This window comes from Actinomadura livida (genome assembly GCF_014648675.1).
Taxonomy (GTDB): Bacteria; Actinomycetota; Actinomycetes; order Streptosporangiales; family Streptosporangiaceae; genus Spirillospora; species Spirillospora livida.
Genome location: NZ_BMRO01000002.1, coordinates 560,632 through 575,219, shown reverse-complemented (window position 1 = coordinate 575,219; position 14,588 = coordinate 560,632). Strand labels below are relative to the sequence as shown.

General features: G+C 74.4%; 14 protein-coding genes. 8 read left to right on the top strand and 6 right to left on the bottom strand.

What is annotated here, in order from left to right:
* Positions 1-78 precede the first annotated feature (78 nt).
* A complete protein-coding gene (locus IEZ03_RS06035; RefSeq protein ID WP_184884812.1) occupies positions 79-348 on the top strand; it encodes a GlsB/YeaQ/YmgE family stress response membrane protein in 270 nt (89 codons plus the stop codon).
* Between the two features lie 25 nt (positions 349-373).
* Here the strand turns inward: IEZ03_RS06035 and IEZ03_RS06030 are convergent, their stop codons facing one another.
* Entirely contained in the window at positions 374-2,257 is a 1,884-nt protein-coding gene (locus IEZ03_RS06030; protein WP_184884810.1) for a propionyl-CoA synthetase, read from the bottom strand.
* A 145-nt stretch (positions 2,258-2,402) separates the two neighbouring features.
* Positions 2,403-3,833, bottom strand: a complete 1,431-nt coding sequence (locus tag IEZ03_RS06025) for an MFS transporter (protein ID WP_184884808.1) — start codon at positions 3,831-3,833, stop codon at positions 2,403-2,405.
* Positions 3,834-3,927: 94 nt separating this feature from the next.
* Here IEZ03_RS06025 and IEZ03_RS06020 point away from each other — a divergent pair, with 94 nt between their 5' ends.
* The 3 genes from IEZ03_RS06020 to IEZ03_RS06010 all read left to right on the top strand — a co-directional run bounded on the left by IEZ03_RS06020 (position 3,928) and on the right by IEZ03_RS06010 (position 7,737).
* Positions 3,928-4,497 carry a MarR family winged helix-turn-helix transcriptional regulator gene (locus IEZ03_RS06020; protein WP_184884806.1) on the top strand — a complete coding sequence of 190 codons (570 nt, stop codon included), beginning with the start codon at positions 3,928-3,930 and terminating at the stop codon, positions 4,495-4,497.
* 209 nt (positions 4,498-4,706) lie between these two features.
* Positions 4,707-6,470, top strand: a complete 1,764-nt coding sequence (locus IEZ03_RS06015) for a SelB domain-containing protein (protein ID WP_184884804.1) — start codon at positions 4,707-4,709, stop codon at positions 6,468-6,470.
* Positions 6,471-6,543: 73 nt separating this feature from the next.
* Positions 6,544-7,737: an RtcB family protein gene (locus IEZ03_RS06010; protein ID WP_184884803.1), complete on the top strand. Its 1,194-nt coding sequence runs from the start codon at positions 6,544-6,546 to the stop codon at positions 7,735-7,737.
* Between the two features lie 59 nt (positions 7,738-7,796).
* Here the strand turns inward: IEZ03_RS06010 and IEZ03_RS06005 are convergent, their stop codons facing one another.
* On the bottom strand, positions 7,797-8,606 hold the full coding sequence (locus IEZ03_RS06005; protein WP_229808050.1) for an alpha/beta hydrolase: 810 nt from the start codon (positions 8,604-8,606) through the stop codon (positions 7,797-7,799).
* Between the two features lie 143 nt (positions 8,607-8,749).
* On the opposite strand from IEZ03_RS06005, the gene moaA reads away from it, so the two are divergent.
* The 3 genes from moaA to IEZ03_RS05990 are packed head-to-tail and all read left to right on the top strand — an operon-like array spanning position 8,750 to position 10,659.
* Positions 8,750-9,739 (top strand): GTP 3',8-cyclase MoaA, encoded by a 990-nt coding sequence (moaA, locus tag IEZ03_RS06000; RefSeq protein WP_229808049.1) that lies wholly within the window; start codon positions 8,750-8,752, stop codon positions 9,737-9,739.
* Positions 9,739-10,308, top strand: a complete 570-nt coding sequence (gene mobA / locus IEZ03_RS05995) for a molybdenum cofactor guanylyltransferase (RefSeq protein WP_184884797.1) — start codon at positions 9,739-9,741, stop codon at positions 10,306-10,308. The genes moaA and mobA overlap by 1 nt, the downstream gene beginning before the upstream one ends.
* A 48-nt stretch (positions 10,309-10,356) precedes the next feature.
* Complete coding sequence (locus tag IEZ03_RS05990) at positions 10,357-10,659, top strand: DUF6457 domain-containing protein (RefSeq protein WP_221480741.1); 303 nt, start codon at positions 10,357-10,359, stop codon at positions 10,657-10,659.
* A gap of 20 nt (positions 10,660-10,679) precedes the next feature.
* Here IEZ03_RS05990 and IEZ03_RS05985 read toward each other — a convergent pair whose 3' ends face one another.
* Positions 10,680-10,922, bottom strand: a complete 243-nt coding sequence (locus IEZ03_RS05985) for a hypothetical protein (RefSeq protein ID WP_184884795.1) — start codon at positions 10,920-10,922, stop codon at positions 10,680-10,682.
* Positions 10,923-11,004: 82 nt separating this feature from the next.
* On the opposite strand from IEZ03_RS05985, the gene IEZ03_RS05980 reads away from it, so the two are divergent.
* Positions 11,005-12,426 carry a DHA2 family efflux MFS transporter permease subunit gene (locus IEZ03_RS05980; protein ID WP_229808048.1) on the top strand — a complete coding sequence of 474 codons (1,422 nt, stop codon included), beginning with the start codon at positions 11,005-11,007 and terminating at the stop codon, positions 12,424-12,426.
* A gap of 7 nt (positions 12,427-12,433) precedes the next feature.
* On the opposite strand, the gene IEZ03_RS05975 is transcribed toward IEZ03_RS05980, so the two are convergent.
* Together IEZ03_RS05975 and IEZ03_RS05970 are read right to left on the bottom strand one after the other, a co-directional pair.
* Entirely contained in the window at positions 12,434-13,744 is a 1,311-nt protein-coding gene (locus IEZ03_RS05975; RefSeq protein ID WP_184884793.1) for an FAD-dependent oxidoreductase, read from the bottom strand.
* The gene (locus IEZ03_RS05970; RefSeq protein WP_184884791.1) at positions 13,734-14,549 is read right to left on the bottom strand and encodes a tryptophan 2,3-dioxygenase; all 816 of its coding nucleotides are present in this window, start codon (positions 14,547-14,549) and stop codon (positions 13,734-13,736) included. The genes IEZ03_RS05975 and IEZ03_RS05970 overlap by 11 nt, the downstream gene beginning before the upstream one ends.
* Positions 14,550-14,588: the final 39 nt, after the last annotated feature.

Below are 14,588 nucleotides of genomic sequence, written 5' to 3'. Positions count from 1 at the left end.
GTCCCGGCACCCGTGTCGCCGATCCCGCCGCGGGTAGGGCACCGCCGTGAGGACTCCGGAGCGGGGGAGGGAGCGCACATGACCATCGGCGGGCTCGTCGCGGCCGTCGTGCTGGGCGCGGCCGTCGGGACGCTCGGACGGCTGATCGTGCCGAACCGGGAGAGCATGCCGGTGTGGTTCGGGATGGCGGCCGGCATCGTCGCGGCGTTCGCCGGGACGGGCCTGGCCGACGTGTCCGGCGTTACGGACGGCGGCTGGAGCTTCGGGGAGACGGCCCTGCAGGTCGCCGCCGCGGTCGTCGGCGTCCTGGTGGTGACGGTGCTCTGGCCGAAGCGGACCCGCCGCTAGGACCCGCCGCCCCCGTCCCGGATGGCTAGGGCGCCTTCCGCAGCACGGGACGGAGGGTCTCCAGGACGTCCGGATCCTCGATCGTGGACGGGACGGTGACGTCCTGCCCGTCGGCGATGCCACGCATCACGCCCCGAAGGATCTTGCCCGACCGCGTCTTCGGCAGCGCCGGGACGATGCTGATCTCCTTGAGGGAGGCGACGGGCCCGACCTGCTCGCGCACCATCCCGATGAGCTCGGGGCACAGCTCCTCCGGCTCGGCGAGTACGCCGCTCTTCAGCACGACCAGCCCGCGCGGCACCTGCCCCTTGAGCGCGTCGTGGACGCCGATGACCGCGCATTCGGCGACGGCCGGGTGGGAGGCGATGACCTCCTCCATCGTCCCGGTGGACAGCCGGTGCCCGGCGACGTTGATCACGTCGTCGGTGCGGCCCATCACCCAGACGTAGCCGTCCTCGTCGATGTGCCCGCCGTCTCCGGTCAGGTAGTGCCCGGGGAACTTGGTCAGGTAGGACTCGACGAAGCGCTCGTCGTCCTGCCAGAGCGTGGGCAGCGTCCCGGGCGGCAGCGGCAGCCGGATCGCGATGTCGCCGTCCGTGCCGGGCGGCAGCGGCGAGCCGTCCGGGCCGAGGATCCGCACGTCGTATCCGGGGACCGGCACCGACGGCGACCCGGGCTTGACCGGCAGGGGCTCGAGCCCGCGCAGGTTCGCCACGATCGGCCAGCCGGTCTCGGTCTGCCACCAGTGGTCGATGACCGGCCGGTCCAGGACCCGCGACGCCCACCGGTACGTTTCGGGGTCGAGCCGCTCCCCGGCGAGGAACAGCGTGTCCAGCGCCGACAGGTCGTGCCCGGCGAGCAGCGCGCCCTCCGGGTCCTCCTTCTTGACCGCGCGGATCGCGGTCGGCGCGGCGAACAGCGCCTTCACCCGGTGCTGCGCCGCGACCCGCCAGAAGGCGCCCGCGTCCGGGGTGCCCACGGGCTTGCCCTCGTACAGGACGGTCGTGCAGCCGGTGAGCAGCGGCGCGTACACGATGTAGGAGTGCCCGACGACCCAGCCCACGTCGGACGCGGCCCAGAACACGTCGCCCGGCCCGACGCCGAACACGTTCTCCATGGACCAGCGCAGCGCCACCGCGTGCCCGCCGTTGTCGCGCACGACGCCCTTGGGCCGCCCGGTCGTCCCGGACGTGTACAGGATGTAGAGGGGGTCGGTGGCGGCGACGGGCACGCACTCGGCGGGCTGCGCGGCGGCGACGGCCTCGTCCCATTCCACGTCCCGCGGGCGGACGAGGTCGGCGTGCAGCTGCTCGCGCTGCCGGATGACGCACCGGTCGACCTTGTGCCTGGCCATCTCCAGCGCCTGGTCCAGCAGCGGCTTGTAGGGCACGATCCGGCCGGCCTCGATGCCGCAGGAGGCCGACACGACGGCCTTGGGCCGGGCGTCGTCGATGCGGACGGCCAGCTCGCGCGCCGCGAACCCGCCGAACACCACCGAGTGCACCGCGCCGAGCCGCGCGCACGCCAGCATCGCGATCACGGCCTCGGGCACCATCGGCAGGTAGATCACCACCCGGTCGCCGCGGTCGACGCCCTGCGCCCGCAGCGCCCCGGCGAACCGCGCGACCAGGTCGGTGAGCTCGCGGTAGGTGTAGGTCCGCACCGTCCCGGTGACGGGGCTGTCGTAGATGAGCGCGGCCTGGTCGCCCCGCCCCTCCTCGACGTGCCGGTCCAGGGCGTTGTCGCAGGTGTTCAGCTCACCGCCGGTGAACCACCGGTAGAAGGGGGGCGCCCCGTCGTCCAGGACCCGGTCCGGCGGGACGAGCCAGCGCACGTCCCGCGCCGCCAGGCCCCAGAATCGGGTCGGATCGGCGATGCTGCGTTCGTACGCGGCCGCGTAGGCGCCCATGTCGTCCTCCCGGTTGCGGGTCCCGTGCCCGACTGCGATCCGGCCCGGACTGGATTCGGGCCCACCCCTATAGGGCATGGCGCGGGTGCCGTTCGTCAAGGCCCCCCGCCGCCGCGTGTGCCCGGGACGGCCCGGAACGCCCCGGTCAGCGGGGGTGGCGCAGGCCGTGCGCGAGGGCCACCGCGGCGGCGACCGCCGCGCCCGCGCCGACGATCCAGAAGCACAGCTCGTACGCGGCGAGGGTGGGGACGGCGGTCCCCGCGAGCACCTGCCCGGCCAGGACGGACGCGGTGACCGCGCCGGCGATGGCGCCGCCCGCGGTGCGCACCAGCGAGTTGATGCCGCTGGCGATGCCGCTCTGGTCCATCGGGACGTGCCGGATGGCGAGCGTGCCGAGCGCCGCGTAGGCGATGCCGAACCCGACGCCCTGGATGGAGCTGAAGGCGACCATGTCGAGCGGGTGGGAGTTCGACACCGCCAGCCACACGTAGCACAGGCTCGCGAAGAGCGACCCGATGGCGAGCGTGAACGCGGGGCCGATCCGGGCGGCGATCCATCCGGCCAAGGAGGAGAAGACCAGCATCGTGACCGTGTTCGGCAGCATGTAGAGGCCGACGTCCAGCACCGAGCCGTTCAGCCCGTACCCGACCTCCTCCGGCCTCGCCTGCACGAAGCCCGCGATCAGCGTGAACGCGGCGAACATCGAGAAGCCGAGCAGGGCGGAGACGACGTTGGCCGACAGCGACCGCGCGCCGACCAGCAGGTTCAGCCGGACGAGCGGGGCGCGGACGCGCCGCTCGATCACGACCCACACGGCGCACAGCACGGCCGCCGTGCCGAAGAGGCCGAGGACGCCGCCGGACGTCCAGCCCCACATGTTGCCCTGGCTGATGCCGAGCAGCAGGCAGGTCAGCCAGACGGCGAGGACGGCCACCCCCGGGTAGTCGGGCCGCCCGCCCGCGCGGACGCCGACGTCCCGGGCGGCGGCCGCGACCAGCACCAGCCCCGCGGCGGCCATCGCGCCGGCGACCCAGAACACCGGGCGGTGGCTGTCGGTGCGGGCGGCGATCAGCCCGGTCACGATCATCCCGGCACTGCCGCCGGCGCCCATGGTGGCGCTGACGACGCCGATCGCGGTGGTCACCCGCTCGGGCGGGAACGTGTCCCGGATCATGCCGATGGCCAGCGGGATCAGCGCGGTCGACACGCCCTGCAGGGCGCGCCCGGCGATCAGGACGACGAGCGAGCCGGAGAGCGCGCAGAGCACCGAGCCGGCCCCCAGCAGGGACAGCGACAGCAGGAGCATCCGCTTCTTGCCGTACATGTCGCCGAACCGGGTCAGCAGCGGGGTGGCGACGGCGCCGGCCAGCAGCGAGGCGGTGAACACCCACGTCACGTCGGTGATCGGGGCGTCGAAGATGTGCATGAGCTGGGGCAGCAACGGCAGCACGAGGGTCTGCTGCACCGCCACGGTCATCCCGGCGAACGCCAGGGCGAGCAGGGTGCGCCCGGTGTGCCCGGGGCGCGCGGCGGGCCGCCCGGCCGCCTCGCGCGCCGTGGTGGGGGCACCCGTCATGCGAAACCTCCATCGACCGGTCGGCGGAGGGGCCGGCCGATCGGCAAATCCTGTTAATTAACTTAAGTAATAGTAGAGCGGTAGGTTGGATGACATGTCAGCACGGGTGCCGTCGGACATCGTGGAGATCGAGCGGGCGATCAGCCGGGTGGCGCACATGCTCACCCGGTTCAGGCAGCACGACCGCACCGTCGTCGCGGCGGGCGTCCCGGTCGACCGCGCGGCCGTCCCGCTGCTGCGCGCCCTCGCGGAGAACGAGGGGCCCATGCGGCCCGGCGAACTCGCCGTCCGGCTGGCCGTGGAGGCGCCGCACGTCACCCGGCAGCTGCAGCGGCTGGAGCGGGCCGGGTACGTCGAGCGGGTGCCCGACCCCGACGACCGGCGGTGCCTGCGGGTCGGGCTGAGCGGCTCCGGGAGGGCGGCCGTGGAGTCCATCCGGGCGTCCGGGCGGCGCTGGATCGGCGAGGCCCTCGCGGCGTGGTCGCCCGCCGAGCGCGAGCGGCTGGCCGGGCTCGTCAACCGGATGGTCGACGACTTCGAGTCGCACTCCGCCGCCACCTCCGCGACCGACTCTGCCGCCGGTGATCCGGACCCCGGTCCGCCGGCCTCCGGCGGTACGGAAGCGGCGGCGCCGACCGGCCGCGCCGGGTCCGGCCGGCACTGAACCGCCGACGATTCCTCCTCGTTCGTGGTGTACGTGAGCTTGGTGAGAAATTGCAGGCCGCGGTGTGGGGACGGCCGGGTTTTGCCGCGGGCACCGGCCTCCATAGGGTTGCCTTCCGTGGACCTCCGTCTGCACAACCCCCGCGATGACTCCCCCCGCACGGGCCGCCGGCCCGCGCCCTTGCGCGTCCCTCCCCTGGAGGGGCCCTGATGCAGGTCGTCACCACCGCCGGCCACGGTGGGCACGGCAAGTCGGCGCTCGTGCGCGCCCTCACCGGCAAGGAGCCCGAGGAACCGGGCGCCTGGACGGAGCTCCCCTCCGGAAGGCGCGTGGCGTTCGTCGACGTCCCCGGCGGCGAGCGCTCGGTCCCGGCCATGCTCGCGGGCGCCGCGTCCGCGCCCGCCGTCCTGCTGGCCGTCGCCGCCGACGAGGGCTGGATGCCGGGGACGCGGGAGCATCTGCAGGCGCTCGGCGCGCTCGGCGTCCGCTTCGGGGTCGCCGCGGTCACCAAGGCCGACGCCGCCGACCCGAAGCTCGCGCTCCGCCAGGTCCGCGAGCGGCTCGCCGGGACCGCGCTCCGCGGCGTGGAGGCGGTCGCGGTCAGCACCGTCACCGGCGCCGGGATGGACGGCCTCGCCGCCGCCCTCGACCGGCTCGCCGGCCGGCTCCCCGTCCCCGACCCCGCCGCCCCGGTGCGGCTGTGGATCGACCGGGCCTTCACCGCCGGGCGGCAGACCGTCGTCACCGGCACCCTCGCCGCCGGGACGATCACCGTCGGGGACGAGCTGCTCCTCATGCCCGCCGGCGCACGCGTCCGCGTCCGCACGATCGGCCGCGCGGGGGAGCCGTGCGAGTCGGTCGGCGGCGTCTCGCGGATCGTGCTGACCCTGCGCGACGCGGGCCGCGTGGACGCCGGCATGGCCCTCGTCACCGCCGGCGCCTGGACCCACACCACCAGCGTCGACGTCCGCACCCGCTTCGGGGAGGCGTCCGGCCGGCTCGCGCGGCGGATGACCCTGCACCTCGGCTCGGCCGCCGTCCCGGTCCGGCTGCGGCCCCTCGGGCCCGACACCGCCCGCCTCACGCTGAACCAGCGGCTCGCGCTGCACCTCGGCGACACCGGGATCCTGCGCGACCCGGAGCGCCGCTCGATCGCCGGGGTGAGCGTCCTGGACGTGCGGCCGCCGACGCTCGTGCGGCGCGGCGCCGGTGCCGCCCGCGCGCGGGAGCTGGCGTCCTGGCCCGACCGGCCGGACGGCGCGATCGTCCTGCGCCGGCACGGCGTGCTCCGCAGGTCCGAGCTGTCGGTCATGGGGTGCGCGGCGCCGCCGGACGCCGTCGCGCTGAACGGCGAGTGGCTCGCCGACCCCGCGCACTGGGACTCGCTTTTCCGGCGCCTCGCCGAGGAGACGGCGCGGCACGCCGCCGAGAGCCCCCGCGCCCCGGGACTCCCGCTGGAGACCGTCCGGCTGCGGCTCGGCCTCCCGGCACGGCAGCTCGTCGCGGCGCTCGTCCGGCCGCCGCTGCGCGTCGAGGCCGGCCGCGTCTACGGCCCGGCCCCCGCCCCCGAGGCGCAGCCGGCGGCACCGGCGGCGGTCGCGGCGACGCCGCCGCCCTGGGCGGAGGCCGTGGAGCGGCTCCGCGCCGATCTCGCGGACGCCCCCTTCGCGGCCCCCGGCCCCGACCGGCTCGCCGAACTCGGCCTCACCGGCCCGCTCCTGGCCGCCGCGGCGAGCGCGGGCGCCGTCCTGCGGATCGACGACCCCGCCTCCGGCGACGGATCGGGGGACGGCAGCGGGGACGCGATCGTCCTGCTGCCGGGCGCCGATCAGGAGGCGCTGCGCATCCTGTCCGCCCTGCCGCAGCCGTTCACCCCCGGGCAGGCCGGGGACGCCCTGTCGGCCAGCCGCCGCGTCGCCGTCGCCCTCCTGCGCCACCTCGACGGACTCGGCCTGACCGAGCGGCGGACCTGAAAACCGGTTGAGTACGCGTGGCTAGTCTGGCGTCATAGATCACGGTTCGGATCCCGTCGATCAAGGAGAAGGCATGCCGTACCAGACCATCAAGGGCGGCCGCGTTCCCATCCGGATGTGGACCGACCCCGCCACCGTCGAGGACCAGGCCCTCGACCAGCTCCGCAACGTCTCCGCGCTGCCGTGGGTGGAGGGCCTCGCGGTGATGCCCGACGTCCACTACGGCAAGGGCGCCACCGTCGGCTCGGTCATCGCGATGAAGGACGCGGTGTCCCCGGCGGCCGTCGGCGTCGACATCGGCTGCGGGATGACCGCCGCGAAGTCGTCGCTCACCGTCGAGGACATGCCCGACGACCTGTCCCGCCTGCGCGCCGGGCTGGAGAAGGCGATCCCCGTCGGCCGCGGGTCCCACCGGGAGGCCGTCGACCCGTCCGCGCTGCCGAACCTGAAGGAGCGGGGCTGGTACGACTTCTGGGACGCGTTCGACGGCCTGCACCGCGGGGTGCAGTCCCGCCTCGGCCGGGCCCGGAGCCAGATGGGCACGCTCGGCGGCGGCAACCACTTCCTGGAGCTGTGCGCGGACGACCACGGCGCGATCTGGCTCGTCCTGCACTCGGGGTCCCGCAACATCGGCAACGAGCTGGCCGAGCGGCACATCGAGGCCGCCCGCAAGCTGCCGCACAACCAGGACCTGCCGGACGACGACCTCGCGGTGTTCATCGCGGGCACGCCGAAGATGGACGCCTACCGCCACGACCTGTTCTGGGCGCAGGAGTACGCGCGCCGCAACCGCGCCGTCATGATGGCGCTCGCGCAGAACGTGGTGACCGGGCGGTTCGCCGGGCGGCAGTGCCGCTGGGAGCAGGCCATCTCCTGCCACCACAACTACGTGGCGGAGGAGGAGTACGGCGGCGTCGAGCTGCTCGTCACCCGCAAGGGCGCCATCCGCGCGGGGGCCGGCGATCTCGGCATCATCCCGGGCTCGATGGCGACCGGCACCTACATCGTGCGCGGCCTCGGCAACGAGACCGCCTACAACTCCGCCTCGCACGGCGCGGGCCGCCGGATGAGCCGCAACAAGGCCCGCAAGCACTTCACCGTGGACGACCTGGTCGAGCAGACGCGGGGGGTCGAGTGCCGCAAGGACAGCGGCGTCATCGACGAGATCCCCGGCGCCTACAAGGACCTGGAGACGGTGATCGAGGCCCAGTCCGACCTGGTCGAGGTCGTCGCCCACCTCCGCCAGCTCATCTGCGTCAAGGGCTGAGCTCATTCAGTAACGGCCCACTGCGCTCGCGTGCGTGGTCGAGGTCTCTTGTCCGGCGGCTACTTCGGCAGCTGCCTCTCGATGAAGCCGGTCACGTCGGTGAGGACCTCGTCGCGGTTGGTCTCGTTGAAGACCTCGTGGCGCGCGCCGGGGTAGATGCGCTCGGTGAGGTCTTCGCCGCGGACGGCTTCGATGCCGACGCGGGTGGCGTCGGGCGGGACGAGCCGGTCGTCCTCCCCGTGCACGTAGAGGGTCGGGAGCGCGCCGAGGGAGCCGTGCTCGCCGATGCGGCGCATGGCGGTGTCGAGGGCCCGCACGGTGGTCTTCTTGAACGGGCCGTGCCAGACGAGCGGGTCCTCGGTGTACGCCTTGCCGACGGACGGGTCGCGGGACAGCGTGGCCGTGTCGATCGGCACGTCGGGCATCTCGTCCAGCGGCAGCAGCTGCTCGGCGACGTGCCAGTTGCCGAGGACCGGCCCGGACAGCACCAGCGCGGTGAGGAGCCCGCCGTGCAGCTGGGCGTACCGGGTCGCGATCAGCCCGCCCATGGAGTGCCCGATCATGACGACGGGCAGGCCGGGATGGTCGCCGCGCGCCGACTCCACGAGCGTGTGCAGGTCGGCGACGACGTCCTCGAAGTCCTCGATCAGCACGCGTTCGCCCGCGGAGCGGCCGTGGCCCATGTGGTCGGGTCCGCAGACGACGGCGCCGTGCCGGACGAGGACGTCCGCGACGTGGTCGTAGCGGCCGAGGTGCTCGCCGTAGCCGTGCACGAGGACCGCGACGTACCGCGGCTCCCCGCCCGCCCAGATCCGCGCGGTGACCGCACCCCGCGTCCCCGCGAACTCCCACTCCCGCGACGTGGTCACGCTGGCCTCCTCGATGGTCGACGCAACGTAACCGTCTCCCGTGAGGCGACGGAACGTCAACCACCGGAATAGGGTGGACAGTGCGACCGCAATCCCCGGCCGCCCGCGAGCGTGGACGGCCGGTCTGCAGGAAAGGGGCGCCCGTGCTGGTCGACACATTCGGCCGAACCGCGACGGACCTGCGGGTCTCCCTCACCGACCGCTGCAATCTCCGCTGCTCGTACTGCATGCCGCCCGAGGGCCTCGACTGGCTCCCGAAGCCGGAACTGCTCACCGACGACGAGGTGCTGAGGCTCGTGGGGCTGGCCGTCCGGGACCTCGGCGTCACCGAGGTCCGCTACACCGGAGGCGAGCCGCTGCTGCGGCGCGGCCTCCCGGACATCGTGCGCCGGACGGCGGAGCTCGATCCCCGGCCGCAGGTCTCGCTGACCACCAACGGGATCGGGCTGGACCGGCTCGCCGCGCCGCTGGCGGAGGCGGGGCTCGACCGCGTCAACGTCTCCCTCGACACCCTCGACCGCGACACGTTCAAGCGGCTGGCGCACCGCGACCGCCTGGACGACGTCCTCAAGGGCCTCGCCGCCGCGCAGGCCGCCGGCCTGGAACCGGTCAAGATCAACGCCGTGCTGATGCGGGGCGTCAACGACCACGAGGCCGCCGCGCTGCTGCGGTACTGCCTGGACCGCGGCTACCGGCTGCGGTTCATCGAACAGATGCCGCTGGACGCCCAGCACGGCTGGACCCGCGAGAACATGATCACCGCGGACGAGATCCTGGAGCGGCTGTCGGCCGAGTTCGACCTGGCCCCGGACGCCGAGCACGACCGCGGCAGCGCGCCCGCCGAGTCGTTCACGGTCGGCGGCGGCCCCGCGACGGTGGGCGTGATCGGCTCGGTGACGCGGCCGTTCTGCGGCGCGTGCGACCGGGTGCGGCTCACCGCCGACGGGCAGGTCCGCAACTGCCTGTTCGCCACCGAGGAGTCCAACCTGCGCGACGCGCTGCGGGACGGCGCCGCCGACGCAGAGCTCGCCGACCGCTGGCGCAAGGCGGTGTGGGCCAAGCGGGCCGGGCACGGCATCGACGACCCGTCGTTCCTGCAGCCGGCGCGGCCCATGTCGGCGATCGGCGGCTGATGGGCCCGGGCGCCGGGCCGTTCGACGCCGTGGTGCTGGCCGGCGGGCGCGCCCGCCGGTTCGGCGCCGACAAGCCCGCCGCGCCGCTCGGCGGCCGCGCCCTGATCGAATGGACGGCCGCGGCCGCGTCCGGGGCGTCCCGGCTGATCGTCGTGGGGCCGCCGCGGGACGTGCTGCCCGGGGCCGTGCTCGTCCGCGAGGACCCTCCGGGCGCCGGGCCGCTGCCCGCGCTGCGCGCCGGGCTGGCCGAGGTGCGCGCGCCGCGGCTGGCGCTCCTGGCCGCCGACATGCCGTTCCTGCGCCCCGCGCACCTGGCCCGGCTCCTGGACGCGATGGGCGGGCGGCGGGGGGCCGTGCTGGTCGACGAGGACGGCCGCGAGCAGTGGCTCGCCGGCTGCTGGCGCGCCGACGCCCTGCGGACGGCCCTCGGCGCCTACACGGGCGCGTCGCTGCGCGGGCTGCTCGGCCCCCTCGGCCCCGCCGCGGTGGCGCTCCCCGCGGGGACGCGCCCCGCCTGGTTCGACTGCGACACCCCCGAGGAGCTGGCCGCCGCCGAGCGCCTGCTTTGATCGTGCGAGAGTGGGCAGGTTCGCCGAGACCATGCGTGAGGGGGACCCATGTCTGTGCTTGAGGACTGGATCAACGCTGCCTGCGGGGAACTGGGCCTGGAACGCTGCGAGATCGACCGCGACCTGGTGCTGGACCTGGCCCGCGACGTCGCGCACGGCGTCGCGCGCCCGGGCGCGCCGCTGACCGCGTACCTGCTGGGGCTCGCGGTCGGGCGGGGCGTGCCCGCGCGGGACGCCGCCGCCAGGCTGACGGAGATGGCCGAGACCTGGAACGCCGGGGCGGCGGAGAAGGCGGAGGTCCCCCGCCGGGAACGCGGCCAGGAGGGAGAACCGGTCCTCGACGACGCCTGACCCGGGCGCCGGGAGGGCTGCTAGCCCCCGGCCGGGGGAGCCTCCCGGTCCGCGACGGGCACGACGTCCTTCAGGAAGTCGCGGCGGGACAGGAACGCCGACAGGCTCTCGCGGTGCGCGTCGCAGGCGAGCCAGATCTTCCGCCGATCCGGTGTGTGGATCTTCGGGTTGTTCCAGCGCAGCGCCCACACGGCGTCGGCGCGGCAGCCCTTGGCGGAGCACAGCATTTCGTCGGGGCCGGTTCCCGGAGCGGAGTCGGTCATCGGCCAACTGTGGCACAGCCGGACGCGCGGGAGGCTCCCGGGCTCGTGTTTCACCCATCGGCCTCACGGTTAGGACGCTGCAGTGCGGAGCGAGCCCACCGACACCTCCGGCTGGGACCGGCGGCGCCGCTGGCAGGCGCTCTCCGTCTGCCTCGTCGCGGCGTTCATGACGCTGCTGGACGTCAGCATCGTCAACGTGGCGCTGCCCTCGATCCGCGACGGGCTGGACGCGTCCGAGGCGGGGCTGCAGTGGATCCTGTCGGGCTACGCGCTGACGTTCGGCCTCGTCCTGGTGCCCGCCGGGCGGCTCGGCGACGCCCGCAGCCGCCGCGCCGTGTTCATGTTCGGCCTCGCCCTGTTCACCGCGGCGAGCGCCCTGGCCGGGATCGCGCAGTCGGTGCTGATGCTCGTCCTGGCCCGGCTCGTGCAGGGCGTGGCGGGCGGCATCATCAACCCGCAGGTCGCGGGCCTCATCCAGCAGCTCTTCCGCGGGGCCGACCGGGGGCGGGCGTTCGGCGCGCTCGGCGCCGTCATCGGCATCGCGACCGCCGTCGGCCCGATGCTCGGCGGCGGGCTGATCTCCCTCGCCGGCCCCGAGGAGGGCTGGCGCTGGGTGTTCTACGTCAACGTCCCGGTCGGAGTGGTCGCACTGGTGCTGGCCTGGCGGCTGCTGCCCGCCCCCGTCTACGGGGAGCGGCAGGGCCTCGACCCGATCGGGGTGCTGCTGCTCGGCGCGGGCGTCGTGTGCCTGCTGCTGCCGCTCGTCCAGGAGCAGCAGTGGCGGAGCGACCTGAAGTGGCTCCTGGTCCTCGCGGGCGCGGTGCTGATCGCCGCGTTCGCCGCGTGGGAGCGCCGGGCCAGGACGCCGATGATCGACCTGGCGCTGTTCCGGTTCCGCTCGTACGCGCTGGGCTCGACGATCGCGCTGCTGTACTTCGCGGGGTTCACCGCGATCTTCTTCATCCTCACCCTCTACCTGCAGAGCGGGCTGGGCTACAGCGCGCTCGGCGCGGGCTTCGCGATGACGCCGTTCGCGGTGGGATCGGGGTTCGGGTCCCTCGCCGGGGGACGGCTCGTCGCGCGGTTCGGGCGCGCGATCGTCGCCGGCGGCCTCGCGCTCGTGGTGGCGGGCATCGCCGCGGCGTGGGTGGCGGTCGAGCTGAACCCCGGGAGCGGCGTGGCGTGGGCGATCGCGGCGCCGCTGCTGGTGGCGGGCCTCGGCAGCGGCCTCGTCATCGCGCCCAACCAGACGATCACGCTGTCGGAGGTGCCCTTCACCGAGGGCGGCAGCGCGGCGGGCGTGCTGCAGACCGGCCAGCGCGTCGGCACGGCGGTCGGCATCGCCGCCGTCGGCTACGTGTTCTTCGCCGCCCTCGCCGGGACGGGCGGGGACTGGGCGGCCGCGTTCCGGCGCGGGCTGGTCGTCATCCTGGTGTTCGTGCTCGCGGCGCTGGCGGCGGCCGTCGCCGACCTGCTCGCCGACCGCCGCGCCCACCGGGGCTGACCCCGGGTCAGCGCCGCCGGCGGAGCGCGCGGGCGGTCAGCGCGAGGAGCGCCGCGGTGCCCGCCGCGGCGCCGGCGAGGACCAGGTTCTGGCGCCTGAGCCGCGCCGGGATCCGCGCGTACGGCATCGTCGAGAACGAGACCAGCTCGTAGCGGGACACGTACCGTCCGGCCAGGCGGCGCTCCAGCGCGTGCGTCGCGGCCTGCTTCGCCCGGTGCACCGGGGACGCCACGCGGTCGCGCATCTCGATGAAGTTGTCGAGCGCCATCTCGGCGATCGCGTCGGTGTTGGCCTTGCGCCGCTCCTGGTAGCGCTCCAGCGCCCGCGTCCAGTCGCCGCCGGTCTCGGCGAGGCACCGGTCGATCTCGATGCAGTCCTCGAACGCGCAGTTGGCGCCCTGCCCGTAGAACGGGACGATCGCGTGCGCGGCGTCGCCCAGCAGCGCGACGACGGCGCCGTCGCCCCGCCGCGTCCACGGCCAGGACCACACGGTCACCAGCGACCCGATCGGATTGTGCGCGTAGTCGTCCAGCAGGGCGGGCATGAGGCCCGCGGCGTCGGGATAGTGGCGCTCGAAGTACGCGGTGACCTTCTCCGGCGTGTCGAGCGCGGCGAAGTCGTCCTTCGGCCAGAACAGCGTGCAGGTGAACGACCGGTCGAGGTTCGGCAGCGCGATCATCATCGAGGTGCCCCGCGGCCAGATGTGCAGCGCGTCCGGGTCGAGCGCGAACTCGCCGTCCCTCGGCGGGATCGTCAGCTCCTTGTAGCCGTGCTCCAGGAAGTCGGTGTCGACGTCCAGGTCGAGGGACCGGCGGACCGCGCTGTAGGCGCCGTCCCCGGCAAGGATGACGTCGGCCCGTTCGGCCGGGGCGTCCTGGAACAGCACCGTGCCGGCGTCGATGTCCACGCCGGTGACGCGCGAGGAGAACCGGAGCGTGACGCCGGGCGTGGCCTCGGCGGTGTCGAGCAGCGACCGGTTGAGGTCGGCGCGGCCGATGGAGTTGATGGCGCGCTCGCCGTCCGCGCTGTAGGGCTGGAAGTTCGTCGCCCCGACCGGCGGGTGCACCATCCGCCCGTGCATCGGCAGGGCCAGTTTGAGGCACCGGTCCCGCAGGCCCACCTCCTCCAGCGCGGCGAGGCCGCGGGCGGAGATCGCCAGGTTGATCGACCGCCCGCGCTCGGCGCCGGAGACCCGCGGGTCGGGACGCCGCTCGTACACCGTCACCGGGACGCCGCGCCGGCCCAGCAGCACCGCCAGCAGGCAGCCCGCGAGGCCCGCGCCGACGATCGCGATCCGCTCGCCGCCGTCAGCCGCCATCGGCGGGGACCTCCGCGCCGCCCGGCGCCTCGGTCTGCGAGCGGACCTCCCACAGGTCGGGGAAGGAGGGGGCGAACAGCGTGCGGCGCAGGTAGTCGGCGCCGGCCGACCCGCCCGTGCCGATCTTCGCGCCGATCGTCCGCTCGACCATCTTCAGGTGCCGGTACCGCCACTCCTGGACGCCCTCGTCCACGTCGACGAGCGCCTCGCAGACCTCGGCGGCGGGCCCGGACTCGTCGGCGTAGACGGTGAGCAGCGCCTTCTGCACCCCGGGGTCGGGCTCCCAGGGCCGGGACGTGTCGCGTTCCAAGGCCTCGCGCGGGATGGGGAGGCCGTGGCCGTCCAGGTAGCGCAGCAGGGAGTCGAACACGGACCGGCGCGCCACCGCGGCCTGGAGCCGCTCGTCGTCGCGCAGGTCGGAGGCGGGGAACTTGCGCCGCCCGAGGACGGCCTCGATCTCGCGGAACTGCTCGCTCTGGAACCCGCTGGACGATCCGAGGACGTCGCGGAACGCGGCGAACTGCCGGGGCGTCATCGTCTCCAGCACGTCCAGCTGCCCGACGACCGTCTTGAGGATCTTGGCGATCCGGCGGGCGGTGTGCAGCGACCCGGCGCTGTTGCCGTCCTCCAGCCTGCGCTGCAGGAGGTCCGCCTCGTGGAGGATCTGCTTGAACCACAGCTCGTAGACCTGGTGGATGATCACGAAGAGCAGCTCGTCGTGGGCCCGGGTCTTCGGCTCCTGGCAGGCCAGCAGATCGTCGAGCTTCAGGTAGCCGCCGTACGTCATTGTCGGCGAATCCGCCATCACGCCTCCTTGCGACACAACGGATGTGTCCGCAGCATA

Coding starts and splice junctions, on each gene's coding strand:
- IEZ03_RS06035 (WP_184884812.1), top strand. CDS start 79: ATGACCATCGGCGGGCTCGTCGCGGCCGTCGTGCTGGGCGCGGCCGTC.
- IEZ03_RS06030 (WP_184884810.1), bottom strand. CDS start 2,257: ATGGGCGCCTACGCGGCCGCGTACGAACGCAGCATCGCCGATCCGACC.
- IEZ03_RS06025 (WP_184884808.1), bottom strand. CDS start 3,833: ATGACGGGTGCCCCCACCACGGCGCGCGAGGCGGCCGGGCGGCCCGCC.
- IEZ03_RS06020 (WP_184884806.1), top strand. CDS start 3,928: ATGTCAGCACGGGTGCCGTCGGACATCGTGGAGATCGAGCGGGCGATC.
- IEZ03_RS06015 (WP_184884804.1), top strand. CDS start 4,707: ATGCAGGTCGTCACCACCGCCGGCCACGGTGGGCACGGCAAGTCGGCG.
- IEZ03_RS06010 (WP_184884803.1), top strand. CDS start 6,544: ATGCCGTACCAGACCATCAAGGGCGGCCGCGTTCCCATCCGGATGTGG.
- mobA (WP_184884797.1), top strand. CDS start 9,739: ATGGGCCCGGGCGCCGGGCCGTTCGACGCCGTGGTGCTGGCCGGCGGG.
- IEZ03_RS05990 (WP_221480741.1), top strand. CDS start 10,357: ATGTCTGTGCTTGAGGACTGGATCAACGCTGCCTGCGGGGAACTGGGC.
- IEZ03_RS05985 (WP_184884795.1), bottom strand. CDS start 10,922: ATGACCGACTCCGCTCCGGGAACCGGCCCCGACGAAATGCTGTGCTCC.
- IEZ03_RS05975 (WP_184884793.1), bottom strand. CDS start 13,744: ATGGCGGCTGACGGCGGCGAGCGGATCGCGATCGTCGGCGCGGGCCTC.
- IEZ03_RS05970 (WP_184884791.1), bottom strand. CDS start 14,549: ATGGCGGATTCGCCGACAATGACGTACGGCGGCTACCTGAAGCTCGAC.